We start from the raw sequence: 16767 nt of genomic DNA, 5'->3' as shown, positions 1-16767 counted from the left end.
CTAATGAAGCACATATCAATTCTTGTTCCGAGAGGAGCAGCTTCCCTAGGCTGCATTGAAGGCGCATTTAAGGCATTCACAATGGCAAATGAATTTCTTATCAATAAAGGAAAACAACCATTGTTTAAAGTACAGTTAGTTGGGATTGACAAAGAAGCTCAGGTTTATGATTCTTTTTTCAGAGTTCATCCTGATCTGACTATTGAAGATTCCTTTAAAACCGATTTGATTATCATTCCTGCTGTTAATGGCGATTGGACACAAGTAATTGATATCAATAAGGATTTTTTCCCTTGGATCAATAAGCAATATAATAATGGGGGAGAAGTGGCAAGTTTATGTGTCGGAACTTTTCTGCTGGCCTCTACAGGACTACTGGATGGTAGGAAGTGCGCCACACATTGGCTTGCAGAGCATTCTTTCAGGCAGATGTTTCCTGAAGCTATATTAGTATCAGAAAAAATTATTACTGATGAAAAGGGTATTTATTGTAGTGGAGGAGCCAACTCATTCTGGAATTTACTTATATACTTACTTGAAAAATATACAGACAGAGAACTTTCTATACTTGCTGCCAAGTATTTTGAAATAGAAATAGACCGTTATAGTCAGTCTTCATTTGTCATGTTCAGAGGACAGAAAGAACATGAAGATGAACCGGTAAAAAAGGCACAGGAGTTTATAGAATCCAATTTTCAGGAGAAGATCTCTGTAGATCAGTTGTCGGATCTGTTTGCAGTAGGAAGGAGAAGCTTTGAGCGAAGGTTTAAGAAGGCCACCAGCAATACAATTACAGAATATATTCAAAGGGTGAAGATAGAAGCTGCCAAAAAGAATCTGGAATCAACAAGGAAGAATATCAGTGAAATCATGTTTGATGTAGGATATACCGATTCTAAAGCTTTCAGAGATGTTTTTAGGAAGATTACTGGTATGACTCCTATAGATTACAGGAATAAGTATAATAAGCAAATGGTGACGTATTAAAGTAATCATTTCGAGCAATTAAAGAGAAATGAAATTTATAAGCCTTGAATTTAATCATATCAATAGGCCAAGAAAGGAAATAATACTTTTTAAAAAAGTATCATTCTGGATATCTTTAATTCCTTGGTCATTCTTATTGACGTTTTATGGATTAGTAATAAGATTTAGGTTAAAGTATAAGGCATGGCCTGATGAGAACCCTATTGATCCCAAAGAAATTTCAATGGATGGGCATATTGGAATAATTTATCTTTTATTGCTTTATAGCTTGTTAAGTAGTATTTTTTTTGTTTTTCTAGTTTTTAGATTGTTTAGAAACAAACCAGAGAAGGAAGATCTTCTAGTCATTGTTATATTCTTTATGGGTTTAGTTTTTTTTGTGCATTGGCTATTCTATTGTAGGTTGACTGATTGGTTTATAGAATAGTTAAAATGAAAATTTACAAAGTGTTTCGATCGTTACCCATCAATATAAAGAAATGCAAGTAATCAGGAGGATTAGGATAGTAGCAAAAATAATTTCAATAGGACTTCTATTTTATCTATTGGGTGCTACCTTTTTAGAAGTTGACTTTGCAGAAATAAAAAATAATCATTTGATCTCTTTTCAAAAAGCAGAGATCGATGCAATGCAAAATATTGATACAGCAAAGAAAAGAGCTAAAGAGCATCTTGACGCTATACATACTATCCATAAAAACTCTTCAGTAAAATCGAGTAATAACTTACGTGTTTTATTTGTTCTTTTAATAATCCAGACGTTTTTACTTCTAACCAGAAATAATCCTGACAGATAACTTCTCTGTCCTATGAGGCTTTGGAGGAGAGTATTCATAAGTTAGAGTTTTGAAAGCCGCGTGCCAGCCAATTATGTCGTCCTAAATAGATTTATAATTTTTAATGCAGCATATAAATCCTCTCCAGTTTCCTCTTCTTAAATGCTTCAATCGTTGCCCAGTCTAATGTATTTAAGATATTGTCTTTCGTACACCAGGCTCTCCTCGCTATTGCAACTCCTAATCTCATAAAGCTATAATTTCCTGTATTATGACTATCGGTGCCTATTACAAGCTTTACGCCTTTCTCAATAGCTCTTTTAGCCCAACGATCATTGATGTCCATGCGATGGCTATGTGCATTTATTTCAATTGCCGTTCCCGTCTCCGCTGCAACATCGAGAATTCTTTCCATATCAACAGTATAGCCTTCTCTTGTTCCAAGTACTCTTCCTGTCGGGTGGCCTATTGCACATACATATGGGTTGTGACAAGCTTTAATGATTCTTTCTGTATTGTCCTGGTTAAAATGGGAATGAATTGAAGCTACAACCCAATCAAGCGTCTGTAATAGGGAATCAGATAAATCCAAAGAACCATCAGGCATTATATCCACTTCAGTTCCTGACTTTATAAGGTCTTTCCCGATCTTCTTGTTTACCTTTTTGATTTCTTTTAACTGATCAATAAATTGACCTTCCTGCATTCCTCCTGCAACTATCTGGGATTTGGAATGATCCGTAATGACTATGTAGTCATATTTTTGATTAGCGGAAATATAGTCTGCAATTTCTTCAATGGAGCTGCGTCCATCAGACCATCTGGAGTGCGTATGCATATCACCTTTTATATCCTCCAATGTGATGAGCTGAGGTATCAAACCTTCAGAAGCAAGTTCAATTTCACCAGTATCCTCGCGCATTTCAGGAGGCATCCATTCAAGACCCAGAGCATGATAAATATCTTCTTCATTTTCTCCTGCAACTTTTTTATTGTCATCTACAGTAAAAAGACCATATTCATTTATCTTAAAACCTTTTTCAATGGCAAGTTTTCGAAGGTGAATGTTATGTGCCTTTGAACCTGTGAAATATTGAAGTGCAGCACCCCATTGATCTTCGGTTACTATTCTAATGTCTACCTGTCTTTTAAAGGATTTGAAGTATACACTGGCTTTGGTGTCGCCTTCTGCATAAAGGTTTTCAACTTCATCAAGAGATACAAAATGCCTGATAATGGCTTTCCGATCTTTGGCTTTGGCAGCGATCAAGAGGTCAATGTCACCAACAGTTTCTTTTTGCCTGCGAAGGCTTCCTGCAATATCAATCAGTTGGATCTGCGGTATTGTATTAAGCATCTTAATAATGCTGGAGCTGATTTCTTGTGCATCCCATAATGGTAGTCGTTCATCTGTCTCAGTTTTCTTAAGCAAAGCTGATAAAATATTATTTACCTTCTTTTTTTGAAAACCTTTAAGCTGTAAGATTCTGCCATCCTGAAGGGCTTCTATAATCTGCTCTTTGGTACTTAAGTTAAGGTCAAAATAAAATCTTTTTAATGTTTCAGGCCCTAATCCCTGAACCTTCATAAGTGTAAGGAAGTCTTTGGGAACTTCCTTTTGCAGATCATTAAATAAGCTTACCTGGTTAGTTTTAAGGAACTCAAAGATTTTCTCTTCAATGCTTTTACCAATACCATAGGTTTTAATGAACTTTCCATCTTCTATATGCTCTCTGATATCTTCTGGAAGGTCATTGATGATTCTGGCTGCATTGTGATAAGCAATTGACCTGAATCGTTCTTTAGGTCCTTTAAATTCATATATGCTGCCTATTGCCTCAAAGATTTCGGCAAGCTCTTTATTTACCCTGTACATAATCCTTCCTTTGGCTTTATAAGCATTTCCCTAAAAGGATAACATAAGGGGAGTGAGGTTGGTTTAATCAGCAAGAGTTTTGAGCAAGAGCAACAAAGGATAAACTCTTGCTCAAAACTGTTGCTGTTTTCTTAATTTAGGTATGCGCTTAATTTTTCGGTAATAACTCTTTTAGGAACCGCCCCGATAATTTTATCTACTACATTACCATCTTTAAAAATTAAAAGGGTAGGAAGACTACGAACTCCGTATTTTGATGTAGTTTGAGGATTCACATCTACATCAATTTTAGTAATTTTTGCTTTTCCAGCATATTCGTTTGCTAAGTCTTCAATAACCGGCCCCATCATTTTACAAGGTCCACACCATTCTGCACTAAAATCAACAAGCACTGGAGTAGATGTTTGTATTACTTCGGTATCGAAATTTCCATCTGTCAATTCGAGGTATTTAGTTCCGTTTTCCATAAGTTTAATTGTTTAAATTGAATGTTCTAAATATTTAAATATATCAATATGACAAATCAAAAAAAGTCAGAATTTGTTAATATCGTTTAAAAAAGCATTGAATTCTTCGATGTTTTCTCTGTTGATACATAATTTAACAAATCGACCTTCTTTGTCAGAGTTTATCAGACCGGAATCCACTAGAATTTTGATGTGATGAGAGACTGATGGCTGAGCCAGGTTTATGACTTCAGTAAATTCGGTACAATTCACACATCCTTTTTCTGCAATTGTCTGTAGGATAACAAGTCTGTTTTTGTCACCCAGGGCTTTGGCCATTTTTTCAATCTGTTTTATGCGATCTTCCGGTTTAATTGCCATTCTGACTAATTGTTATATAAATATATTTAAATGTTTCGATATATGCAAACTTCTATTTTAATATTTCCCCTTCTTATTTCCTGATTTGGTTTTTTTATACCAGTCATAATTTTTTCTGATCATCACAATCAGTTCATAATCAGAGGCGGTTTCGATAAACTCTCTTCCGAAATTACATTTACTTATAAAATCGTCAACATCTTCTTCTTTAACTCCGGTAACATCCATGATAAATAACCGGTTAAGACGATATTCTTTGAGTTGTTCGTAGTATTTGGCTTTTTGAAGCTCTGCTACCTTTTCATATTGCTGATACCTTTTGCTATACCGTTCATATAAAAAGGTAATAGGGTTCATAATGGTGGCGGGCTCCTGGTTATTCGGATATCTATATTTCTGCCGAGGCTCGCTTTTCCCTATTACTTCCACACTCTTTAATAGTTCAATATCGGGTGCAAGTCTAATGGCATTCATTTGCCTGGTGGTCATTTCCTTATTCAATGGAAATATTTTGGTACGATACCCAAGAATGTAAATAACGATGGTATCGTTGAGAGAGGCATTAAAATAGAAGTACCCACTTTTATCAGAAATTTCGACCTTGTTTGTACTTTTATTAATTATAAGGGCATCTGAAATACCCTTTGAATCAACGCTGTCTACCAAGCGGCCATTGATGAGGTAATCTCCCTGGTTTTGACAAAAACCTTCCCGAAGTCCTGAAAAGAAAAGGATAAAAATTAATAAACGAACTAATTTCAAAGCCTGAGACTGTTTTATCTCTTTATAACTGTTAAACCTATTAAAAATTTTTAAGAAGTTAAAATGTTTTTTTACGCACAAAAAAAGACTGCACGGAGAATGCAGTCTTTTTTATTATTGGTCAGTATGTTCCGGTTATCTAACCACTGTAACTGCGCCTTTTACTTTGTATGGGCCTTTGTATTTTTCATTCAGACCTTCATATGTTACAATGTAGTTATAAACTCCTATTGGCATCACTTCACCTCTGTAGGTTCCGTCCCACACCGCTTTCGGATCATTTGACATAAAGATTACTTCTCCCCAGCGGTTAAATATTGTAATCTGGAAGTTGGTGTAATACTTACCAAAGATATCTAAAGTTGATTTTCCTTCAGTAGTTGGATCAAGTCCGGTTGGAACATATAATCTTGGAGGACAAATATCTTTGATAGTTGTAGAATCCTCTTTTTCACACTGGTACTGATTAATCACACGTACTTTATAAAATCCTGAATCTGTAGCAAACAGTATTCTTGTTGTATCATTATTAACCTGAGCATCGCCGCTCCATTTATAAATCAATCCAGGTCCAGCATCCAGTTTGATTACTTCTTTATTTTCCATACACAAATCAAGTTCTTTTGGTAACCTTGGATTTGGTACTTCATTTAACTTGATCTTTGTTGTCAACAATGTATCACACTCTCCAATTGTAACTTTTACAGCATATGCACCTTCAGAACTAATTAGAAGTGAATCATTACTGTTATTCATGGATACTCCGTTTTTCATCCACTCGTAAGTTACAGGCAGAGATTCAATATTACTGATATTGGTAGGTCTCGCAATAAACATTGCTGTTTTATTTGCGCAGAAAGCAGAGTCTTTTATGCTGAATATTGGTGATGGTACTCCAATAACTCTTATGTCATGACTTGCTTTGCATCCATCATTTGTCGTGACACTTACTTGATAGAAATTGGTATCTAAAGGTACAATTATTCCAAGATTGCCTCCGGTGGTTGTTGCATTAACCCCTGGTCCTGACCATTGATAATTAGATGAAGGCAGGGTAGAAGTAATGCTTAGAACTGTACTTCGATTTTCACAGGCTATCTTATCTGAACCCATTAACACTGGTAATGGATTAATTTTGATTTTCTTAGAAACAGAGCAATTACCAAAAGCATATGTTACTGTGTATTCTCCAGGTCTTGGTACGCTAAGGATTGGTAATACCTGATTTGGCATAAGTTTGCCATCTTGCGACCAGATATATTGACCGGTAACGAGAGGAATATCTCTTAATTTAGCAGCAACATACAGGGGTTGATCAAAACATGTATCAGCCGGCATTCCAATAGTAGGAGGATTAAATACTCTTACTGTAACTGTATCAAACTGATCACATGGCCTGCTGTCGAATACTCTTAATACTAGTGTTGTATCGCGATCAAGGTTTGGAAGCATTATGTTTGCTCCTGATCCCATTAATACTCCATTCAGATTGTACCACTCATAAGATACATCACCTGTTAGGTTTGCTGTAATCGTTGGAGTGCTTGACATACAAACATCAAGGTCCTTTCCTGCATCTGCTGTTGGTCTTGGCTCTATAATGAGTGTCGTTATACCAACTGTTTCATTACAAACTCCATTACCTGTAGTTGTCAGATTCAGATGTATTGATCCTTTTTGTTTATCCTGTAATGAAGGATAATATGTTGCCCCTGGGTCTTTAGGATCCGGAGAGAATGTTCCAGTTCCTTCTGATGTCCAGAAAACTCCGGTTGCATTCTGGAATTTTCCGTTTAGTTTTGCTCCATTTGAAATATCACAGATAATAGCTGGTCCTGGGTCAGCAACCGGTTTTGGTATAAATGTGATTTCGAGGGTGTCTTCATCCGCCTTACATAACGGAACATCAGTATTTCTAATAGAAAGTTTAACAGAACCTGAGATACGGTCTTCCAGAGACGGAATATACTTCGTGTTCAGACTTGTTCTTCCAGGTAAGAAAATTCCGGAACCTGAACTTACCCATTCTGTATTGGCTGCATTTACTACCTTTCCTGTTAGTACAATTTCAGGAGCATCAAAACAGAAGTTTTGTGAAGGACCTGCAATAACTTCCGGTTTAGGAACAAACTGGATGGTTAATTGATCTTGAACGGGCTTACAACCCGGTTTGCCCTGTACTTCTAGTATCAAGTTTATGGCTTGTGCATCAAAATCTGTAGGATCGGTCTTGTAAATGGTAGAAAGCACGTTTCCGTTTCCAAAATTTCCTATACCTGAACTTGTCCAGTTAACGGAAGTATAATTGGTAGCAGAACCTGCAACTTTGATTTCTTCTGTTTCTTCACAGACTTTTAAGTCCGGGCCTGCATATACTGTAGGTTTAGGATTAATAGTTACTTGTTTAAGCTTGGTTACACCTCCACACTGAGACATTCCGTTAACTTTCAATCTTAAGGTTACTCCTCCGGCTTTGATATCACTTAGGCCAGGGATATAAGTTGTTATCAGTGAAGAAGCAGATGGACTGAATTTTCCGGATCCGTCTGAAGTCCAGATAACACCGGAGGAATTGGTAACTGTTCCGTTAAGAGTCACAACTGCAGCATCCTCGCAAACTGTCGTATCGTTACCTGCATTTCCATCAGGCAATGGGATAAATGAGATGTTAAGCGGATCAGTAGATGGGGCGCATTTCCCATTGTCCTTTGTAGCTAAAGATAAGATGATTCCAGTTTTCGTTCTGTCAATAGCTCCAGGTATATAAGAGGCATTCAGAGTGAACTTGTCAGGAGAAAATGTTCCATCTCCGTTTGTTGTCCATTCTCCAGTTAGTGCTCTTGTCAATGATCCATTAAGTTTAATACCAGGAATATCTGCACAGACATTTTGATCAAGCCCTGCATTTGCTTCTGGTAAATATTGAATGGTTACAGATTTATAATCAGTGACTTCCGGGCATACAGAGTTACCGGTGGTTTTAAGAGCTAATATAAAATTTCCAGCTTGTTTTTCTCCATTTGATGGAGAATAGGTATTTATTAGAGTTGTCGCCGGAGCACTAAATGTACCGGTTCCCATTGCTGACCAAACACCTGAACCTGTTATTGATTTTACAATACCGTTTAATGCAATGCCGCTGGTAGCATTAACGCAAATGGTGTCGTCAGGTCCTGCATCAGCTTCTGGCATTTTAACAAAATCTATCTTTTTATCTTTGGTAACTTGCCCACAAGTTCCATTGTCCGTTGTTTTCAATGTTAAAGTAACTGTGGTTGATTTATCATTGTCAGAAGGAATATAAGATGCATTCAGACTTTGTGCTCCAGGTGCAAATGTTCCTGTACCGGAAGTAGACCATACAGCTCCTCCTGCAATGGTAATTGTTGCTTTCAATGGGATAGCTTGCGAGTTGGAACAAACTATAGTGTCAGTTCCAGGATTAGCTGTAGGAGCTGGAGTTAAAGATAGCAACACATCTTTGGTTACAGGAGGGCAATTGCCTAATCCGTTCACCTTCATGGTAACTTTAACTGTACTATGATTATTTCTTTCCGCTACTGATGGTGTATAATCAGGTGTCAAGGTAGTTGCATTATTTAAGCCTCCAGAACCTGTTGTTGACCATTGAATAGAAGAATAATTTTTAGCCGTACCTGATAATTGGAATGCAGCAACGTCTGCACAAAGCGATTGATTAAATCCTGCATCTGCTATTGCTTCCGGATCAAATGTCAAATTCAGAGTGTCTCCGATTGGATTACAAACTCCGTTGCCATCTGAGCTTAGAATCAGGGTTACAACTCCGGCAAGTTTATCATCTGCATCGATGTTGTATGTAGTAGTGGCTGCGCTTGCGTTTTGGAAAGTACCTTTACCAGTAGTTGACCATATTACATTACCATTTGCTACATTTCCGGCCAGCGCTATTGAGGTCATTGTATTACAGATACTTTTTATTGAACCTGCATCAACAACCGGACCTGGTGTTATAGTGAATGTTACCTGATCAGAGGTAGCAGGGCACATACCTGATGCCGGACTTGAGATTGTCAGAGTAACTGTTTTAGCTGCAATTTCTGAGGCAGTTGGCATATAAGAACCATTAGGTACGTGGGCATCCGGAAGAAATATTCCCCCGCCCACTGGTGAGGTCCATGTTACATTATTACCAGATCCTTTCAGCTGTATAGGCAGGTCCGTTTCGCAAACAGTGCGATCCGGACCTGCATCTACTTTTGGATTCGTATCAAATCTAAGAGCTAATGTATCTGAATAGAAGTTACAAGAACCATGTCCTAATGAAATTAATATAAGGTAGGTTGTTGTAAGCTTATCTGCTGCAGATGGAATGTATTCCACAACAGGGCTTTCCGGACTAGGAGAGAAGGTTCCGCTACCTGTTGAGATCCAATATCCGCCTGATGCTACTTTAACTTTTCCGTTAAGTTGTATTGAAGTGACATCAGAACATGCAACAATATCTGGTCCTGCATCAACAGAAGGAATCGGGCTGATCGTAAGAATCATCTGATCTGAAACAGCAGCACAATTTCCATTTCCGGTACTTGTAGCAGTGATGATTACTTTTTTGTTAATGCTGTCATTGTAACCGATCAAATACCTTGGGTTATTGGTAATATTATCAGGTGAAAAATTACCATCACCAGAGGTGTTCCATTTCACCCCGGTAGCATTGGTTAGTGTAGCGGATAACTGAATCTCTCCCATATCTGCACAAACATTTATGTCTGGTCCTGCATTTACAACCGGTGTTTTTTCAAACTTAACTTCCATGACATCGGATAATGGATTACAAACTCCTGTACCGGTTGCTGTCAAGGTTAATTGAACTTTCCCGGAAGCTCTTTCCGCAGCTGAAGGAATATAAGTAGCATTTAATGTAGATGCATTTGGAGAGAATGTTCCCATTCCTGTGCTTTTCCATATTCCACCTGCTGCATTAAGCACTGTTCCGGAAAGGTTTATTCCAGCTACATCTTCACAGGCAATCTGATCATCACCTGCATTAACAATCGATAGAGGCTTTACTGTTAAGTTAAGAGTATCTCTGGCTGGCTGGCAAAGTCCATTACCTGTTGTTGTCAGAATAAGTTTAATCACAGAGCCTGGGGTTTTGTCAGCATTACCAATCAGGTAAGAGTTATTTAGCTGATTGGCAGTTGGGCTAAATCCACCATCTCCTGTAGTACTCCAGGTTCCCCCGGTTGCAATAGTCACAACTCCGGCCAGATTGACTGAGGTTGCATCTTCGCATATTTCAAGATCTGGCCCGGCTTTAACTGTTGGGGCAGGAGTGAAGGATACATCTGCGAAATCTGTAACAGCATTACATGTTCCATTCCCTGTGGAAATGATTTTAAATGTTACTTTACCTGCTTCTTTATCTGTTTTTGAAGGAATATAAATTGGATTTAATGCGTTGGCATCAGGACTGAATGTTCCTGTACCAGTTGTACTCCATTGCTGTCCTGCCGCTATTGTTACATTTCCTGCAAGTTGAACTCCTGTCACATCAGAACATACTTTTTGATCAGGTCCGGCATTGGCAGTAACTAATGGGGTAATGTTAATCAGCATTTCATCAGTAATTGTTGCGCAAGGAGCATTACCTACACCTTTTAATGTGATTTTGATTTGCTTAGCAGCAATGTCTTCCGCTGATGGTTTATATTTCGCATTCAGATCAGAACTGTTAGGCAGGAAAACCCCTGTTCCCTGTGAAATCCAGAGCGCAGAAGAATAATTAGTAATCGTTCCGGATAAACTAACCTCTGAAACGTCGGCACAGACTGTCTGGTCCGGTCCGGCATTTACTTTAGGAAGTGATAAAATATTAACTTTTATTGAACTTACCGCTTCTGGGCAAGCTCCGTTTCCTACACTTTTTAAAGTTAATGAAACATTACCTTTAGAAATATCCCCACCTCCTAAATTGTAAGTAGTATTGACAGTATTGCGATCCCCAAAGGTTCCATCACCTGATGTGGACCAGGTTCCACCTGTAGCAGATTCAATAGTTCCGTTAAGTGTAATTGAGGAACTGCTTTCACAAATTGTAAAATCGCTGCCTGCATTTGCCTTTGGCATTGGGGTAAATTTGACAGTCATCGCATCTTTTCCAGGGACACATGCTCCGTTTCCTGTTGATGTTAAAGTAAATGTCAATATACCCTTTTTTAGATCTGCTGCACTTGGTTTATATACAGCATTGATTCCATTAGAACTAAATGTGCCAGTTCCTGTGCTTGTCCATGATCCGCCTGTAGCCACATTTATTTTGCCTGAAAGTGTTACAGATGTAACATTTTCACAAAGTTCCTGATCAGGACCAGCATCTACTGAAGGAATAGGAGTAATGATCAATGTCATCTTATCTTCAGCAGGATTACACACTCCATTGCCGGTTGTGGTAATGGTCAGGGTGATTTTCTTTATAACGGTGTCTTGTGAGGATACATAATAATTACCGTCTTTTTGTGATGCATCAGGAGCAAAGGTTCCTGAACCTGAACTTTTCCATATAATTCCGCCTGCATTCGAGAAGGTACCTGCTAATTTGATGGAACTTGTATTCGCACATATCGTCTGATCCGGTCCGGCATCTACCTGAGGAGCATCTTGAAGAATAAAGGTTACTTTATCTGAAAGAGGAGGGCAAATTCCATCACTCACAGATGTCAGTGTTAATACTATCTTTTTGGCGTTAACTTCTGCGACGGATGGTACATATGTAGCATTTAAACTTGTAGCATTTGGAGTATATGATCCTGAACCTCCAGACCATGTAGCTCCGGAAGCATTAAGCACAACACCGTGTAATTGAATTCCGCTGACATTTGCGCACAAGGTTTGTTCAGGACCAGCATCTATCACTACCGCATCTTTAAATGTGACTGTCAAACGATCAGAAACAAGTGAACAAGTATCATTACCTAAACTGGTAAGAGTCAGTATTACACTTCCGGCTGATGTATCTGCAGATGAAGGGACGTAAGTCGCTGTTAGATTGCTTCTGTCAGGAAGGAAAGAACCTGTCCCGTTCGTTGACCAGAGAGCACCTTTGGCATTCCCAACTTTTCCGTTTAATGAGACATTCGGAGAATTACCACAAACTGTCTGATCTGGTCCAGCTTCTATTTCCGGACCTTTTGGAATTCTGAAAGTGACTGCATCAGAAACGGGAGGACATGATCCTACTGCATCTGTTGTTACTGTAAGATTTACAATTCCGCTTGACAATTCAGAAGCAGAAGGAGTATATATAGCATTCAGTGTTTTATTATCCGGGCTAAATGTACCTGCACCACCTGTCCAGGTTGACCTGGAACCTATTGCATTAAGTCTGATAGGTAAGTCATTGGTACAAATAAACTGATCTGGACCTGCGTCTATAACAGGAACAGTTGTAAATGTAACAACCATGTCATCTGATACTGGAGGACATACACCCGTACCTGTAGTGGTCAGGGTAAATGTAACGCTACCTCTTGATTTATCATTTGCTGTTATATTATAAGTTGCATTTATGATTGAATTGCTTGGCAGGAAAGAGCCATTACCGTTAGTTGACCAGGTTGTTCCTGTTGCATTTTTATATGTTCCAAAGTTGAATACAATAGCAGTTTCGGTGCCGCAAACAAACTGATCCGGACCGGCATTTACTTCAGGAGCCGGAAGTAAATTAAAGGTAACATTATCGGAAACAGGGTTACAGTTTCCATTATTGGTTGTTACAATAGTTAAGGTAACAGTGCCTGCGAGAACCTCTGCCACTGAAGGTGAGTAAACTGCATTGATGGCTGTTGCATCTGGTGTGAATTTACCATTTCCACCTGACCATACAATTCCTCCAGCAACTGTCTTGTTCCCGTTAAGCTGAATCCCAGCCGTATTAGAGCATATGTCTTGTCCTGGCCCAGCATCTACTGTTGGAGACGGAATGAATGTAATATCAAGATATGCAAATGAGGAATTACATAATCCGTTATCTGTAGAACTTAAAGTCAGTTTCAGAGAACCAGAATTAATCTCATCTGCGGTTGGTGTATAAATTGATTTTATTGTATTGGCATTTGGAGAAAAAACTCCTTTACCACCAGACCATACGCCTCCCTTGGCAGGAAGGGTAACTTTTCCGTCCAGATCTATGGTTGGATTATTTTGACAGATGTCTATTGAATTGCTTGTTGTTACTACTGGAGCTTTAATAATTGTTATCTCCAGGCTATCGGTTTCACTTTTACAATTTCCGTTGTTTGAAGAAGTAAGGTAAAGTTTGGCAAAACCAGCTGCAATCTCCGTAGCAGAAGGAGTATAGGTTGTTACAAGGGACGTATTATTCGGTGAAAATGTTCCGCTTCCTCCTGTCCATATACCAGCACCAAAACTAACATTACCGTTTAGAGTTACTTTCGCATTGTTTTCACATACACTTTGTGCAGGACCTGCCTTTACAACGGGGCCAGGTGTGAACGTAATTTCTACATCATCACTTACAGGAAGACATGAAGTTTTCAAAGCTGTTAGAGTTAGCTTCAGTTTTCCTGAGGCAATTTCAGCTGGAGTAGGAGTATAAACTGTATTAAGACTGTCTTTACTTGGTACGAATATTCCATTTCCGCCTGACCATGTCACAGAGGTACCAAGGGTTGCAGTTCCTTTTAATGTGATGTTCGCATTGTTTGCACAAACTGTTTGAGCTGGTCCTGCATCAACAGTTTGAACAGGATCTATCAATACCAGAATTTTTTCTGTAGAGGAACTACAGTTGAAATCATTCCCAACACTTGTTACATTGATAATTGCCAGGTGATCCGCTAAATCTTTGGCGGAAGGTATGTAAGTTACATTCAAATGGCTTGCAGACGGGGTAAAAGTGCCATAATTTACAGAGCTCCAGAGAATTCCGGATGCTCCGGAAATAGTAGCACTTAAAGCCACATTAGGGTTATTTTCACAGGCAATCAGATTGTTATTGACTTGAATTTTTGGAGATGGTCTAAACTTAACTGTTAGAGAATCTTTCACAGGATTACATATTCCATTACCAGTTGAAGAGAGGTATAGTTTTATAGAAGCCTTAGCTGTATCAGTTGAAGAAGGTTCATAGGTCGCATTTAATGAGGTGGCAGAAGGTTTGAAACTTCCTGTACCTTCAGATGACCACATTACGCCGGTAGCTCCTTCAACAAAACCATTCAGCTGAATAATATCTTTTTTGCACAATTCTTTGTCTGGACCAGCTTCTACTCTGGGAGGTTTAGTGAGGTAGATAATCATTTGGTCAGAAACAATACCGCAAGGATTATAATCCGGAGTAAGGTTTAAAACAATATTGGCAGAACCTAATTCCCCTTTACCAGGTATATAAGTTGCATTTAAAGTATTGGCATCCGGAAGATATGTTCCACTTCCTCCGGTCCACTTTCCTGCTGTGCCACCTTTAATGCTCCCTTTCAAAAGAATGACAGCATTGTTAGAGCAGACAGTAGTATCTTTTCCTGCATCTGCCACTGAAGTTGGGGCTATCACAATTTTTGTTTTGCTGCTCACAGGTGCACATGAGCCTGTGCCGGTTGCTGTTAATGTAAGCTCTATGGAACCGCTCTCCAGTTCTGCCTTTGTTGGAGTGTAAATTGGATTTACTTTATTTCTGTTAGGAATAAAATTACCATTTCCTCCTGTCCATGTAACCTTTGACGCGTTAGTCACCACTCCGTTCAGTTGTACAGTCGTTGTATTTGAACATATGTTGGAAGTAGGTCCTGCATTGGCTGTAGGTAGAGGAGTGAAGAATATTCTCATTGTATCTGTTACAGATGGACAACCAGATGTAGGATTGGAAGTAAGGAAAAGTTTTACCATTCCTCCTGTTTTTTCTGCAGCAGTAGGGGTATAACCAGCATTAAGGTCGTTTACATCAGAGAAAGATCCATTTCCTCCTGACCATTTACCTCCGGTAGCCCCTGTGATTTTACCGCTTAGAATAAATGTCGTAATATCTGCGCACACTGTTGTGTCATTAGGGGCGAGAGGGGCGTTTCGACTTTCTGCATCAACAGTGACATTCTGCACCGTATAGTTAAGTTTTTTCTCGATTACGTTGGCATACCACCAAGTATTAATAGATTCAGGACAAGTTGGAACGCATTCATTGTATCCTCTATCTTTCCACTTGTGACAGCCTCCAGTACATCCTGTTAGGTTTACAGTTCCATCAAGGGTTGATCCTGCTATGATTTTGGAGTCATCCCAGTAAAGCTTGGGTTTTCCTGCACTAGGTTTTTTAGGTGCATATAGTTCTACAATATATCCATTAGGGTGATTTTCAACGTCATATAATGGAAGGTGTGTCAAGCCATTAAAGTAATTTACCGTTATGTCAAAAGTTTTATTCGCGGGTACAACTTTACCTAAACCATCTTTTGTATTCCATGGAAGGCAGTTGTATCCTGCTTTTACAGTTGTATTGAATAAAATATCTGATGAGTTTTTCTGATATCCTGCCTGACCATTAAATTCAAAGAGTATTTCAACTGTTCCGGTTTTATCAGTATAGATCTCTATGCACCTGTTGTTGGGGTCACAACCTGTAATTTTAGGATCTTGAGTGAGACTACCGAATTTTCCTACAGGGAAGCAGTTGGTATCAGGCTCGGTAAGAAATAGTTTATATTCGGGGTAGGTGTAGTTCCCTATTTTTGATTGTCTATCATATTCTGCATTTCCTGTTTTAGTAGTTCCCGTGGAGTTTGCAGAGATTGAAAATCCGAAAGGCTGAATGCCATTGAAGTTAAGCGAGGTAATAATACTGTCTTTTGCATAGACATACATGGTCGTTACAAATGGATTGTTACCTGCATTCGTTGTAAAATCCCAGGCCTTGGACCAAAGTCTTCCCGTTTGAATTTTATTTGTAGTGGGGTTAGCTACAGTAATATCAAAATAGGTAAAGATCCTTTTTTCCGGTGTTGGGGTAGTTGAAGATATGGGGTTAAATTCTATATGATAGTTTCCTGGCCCTGGAGGGGTAAATTCTAATGCATTATACCCACCAGAACCTACTATTTGGCTGGGACCATTGTATGCTTTGCTATAAGAATCGATATAGCCGGCTCCAGATTTAGGGAGTTTGTAAGTGTTGGTAGTACCAGCAACAGGAGTCAGGCCGGGAATGGGCACCGCCTTATTGGATTCATCCATTAGTCGAAAATAGACATCATCATTGGTTTGCTTAAAACCCATGTAAATCTTCTCGCCCGGATTACATACCTGAATATTCAGCCTATAATCTTCCGGAGCATTAAAAGTTGCAAATGGTCTGGATAAAGTGTTCAAGTCAAAGATCTGAACATAGCCATTTGATGATGACGTCGGCATCAATTGTCTTGTTCCCTCAGAATATGTCTTAAAACATATTGAAAGGCACATTGACAAGATAAAAATTTTAGTCTTGGTATAAGTTAACCCCATAACTTAAATATTTAAACTAGCGTTAGAAATCAAAATGATTTTA

General features: G+C 38.7%; 7 protein-coding genes. 2 read left to right on the top strand and 5 right to left on the bottom strand.

Annotated features, from left to right (window positions below):
- The first annotated feature begins 3 nt into the window (after positions 1–3).
- Both J7604_RS17945 and J7604_RS17940 read left to right on the top strand, forming a co-directional pair.
- Positions 4–987 carry a GlxA family transcriptional regulator gene (locus J7604_RS17945; RefSeq protein ID WP_293898571.1) on the top strand — a complete coding sequence of 328 codons (984 nt, stop codon included), beginning with the start codon at positions 4–6 and terminating at the stop codon, positions 985–987.
- 479 nt (positions 988–1466) lie between these two features.
- On the top strand, positions 1467–1784 hold the full coding sequence (locus J7604_RS17940; protein WP_293898568.1) for a hypothetical protein: 318 nt from the start codon (positions 1467–1469) through the stop codon (positions 1782–1784).
- A gap of 100 nt (positions 1785–1884) precedes the next feature.
- On the opposite strand, the gene polX is transcribed toward J7604_RS17940, so the two are convergent.
- From polX to J7604_RS17915, 5 genes are all read right to left on the bottom strand, one after another.
- On the bottom strand, positions 1885–3639 hold the full coding sequence (gene polX / locus J7604_RS17935; RefSeq protein ID WP_293898565.1) for a DNA polymerase/3'-5' exonuclease PolX: 1755 nt from the start codon (positions 3637–3639) through the stop codon (positions 1885–1887).
- Positions 3640–3770: 131 nt separating this feature from the next.
- Entirely contained in the window at positions 3771–4106 is a 336-nt protein-coding gene (gene trxA, locus J7604_RS17930) for a thioredoxin (RefSeq protein WP_293898562.1), read from the bottom strand.
- A 66-nt stretch (positions 4107–4172) separates the two neighbouring features.
- Positions 4173–4466 (bottom strand): helix-turn-helix transcriptional regulator, encoded by a 294-nt coding sequence (locus J7604_RS17925; protein ID WP_293898559.1) that lies wholly within the window; start codon positions 4464–4466, stop codon positions 4173–4175.
- A 57-nt stretch (positions 4467–4523) separates the two neighbouring features.
- Complete coding sequence (locus J7604_RS17920) at positions 4524–5228, bottom strand: hypothetical protein (RefSeq protein ID WP_293898556.1); 705 nt, start codon at positions 5226–5228, stop codon at positions 4524–4526.
- Positions 5229–5363: 135 nt separating this feature from the next.
- Positions 5364–16724, bottom strand: a complete 11361-nt coding sequence (locus J7604_RS17915; RefSeq protein WP_293898553.1) for a gliding motility-associated C-terminal domain-containing protein — start codon at positions 16722–16724, stop codon at positions 5364–5366.
- Positions 16725–16767 lie beyond the last annotated feature (43 nt).

This window comes from Sporocytophaga sp., assembly GCF_017745095.1.
Classification (GTDB): Bacteria; Bacteroidota; Bacteroidia; order Cytophagales; family Cytophagaceae; genus Sporocytophaga.
This window is presented reverse-complemented; position numbering and strand designations above follow the sequence as displayed.

Coding starts and splice junctions, on each gene's coding strand:
- J7604_RS17925 (WP_293898559.1), bottom strand. CDS start 4,466: ATGGCAATTAAACCGGAAGATCGCATAAAACAGATTGAAAAAATGGCC.
- J7604_RS17945 (WP_293898571.1), top strand. CDS start 4: ATGAAGCACATATCAATTCTTGTTCCGAGAGGAGCAGCTTCCCTAGGC.
- trxA (WP_293898562.1), bottom strand. CDS start 4,106: ATGGAAAACGGAACTAAATACCTCGAATTGACAGATGGAAATTTCGAT.
- polX (WP_293898565.1), bottom strand. CDS start 3,639: ATGTACAGGGTAAATAAAGAGCTTGCCGAAATCTTTGAGGCAATAGGC.
- J7604_RS17940 (WP_293898568.1), top strand. CDS start 1,467: ATGCAAGTAATCAGGAGGATTAGGATAGTAGCAAAAATAATTTCAATA.
- J7604_RS17915 (WP_293898553.1), bottom strand. CDS start 16,724: ATGGGGTTAACTTATACCAAGACTAAAATTTTTATCTTGTCAATGTGC.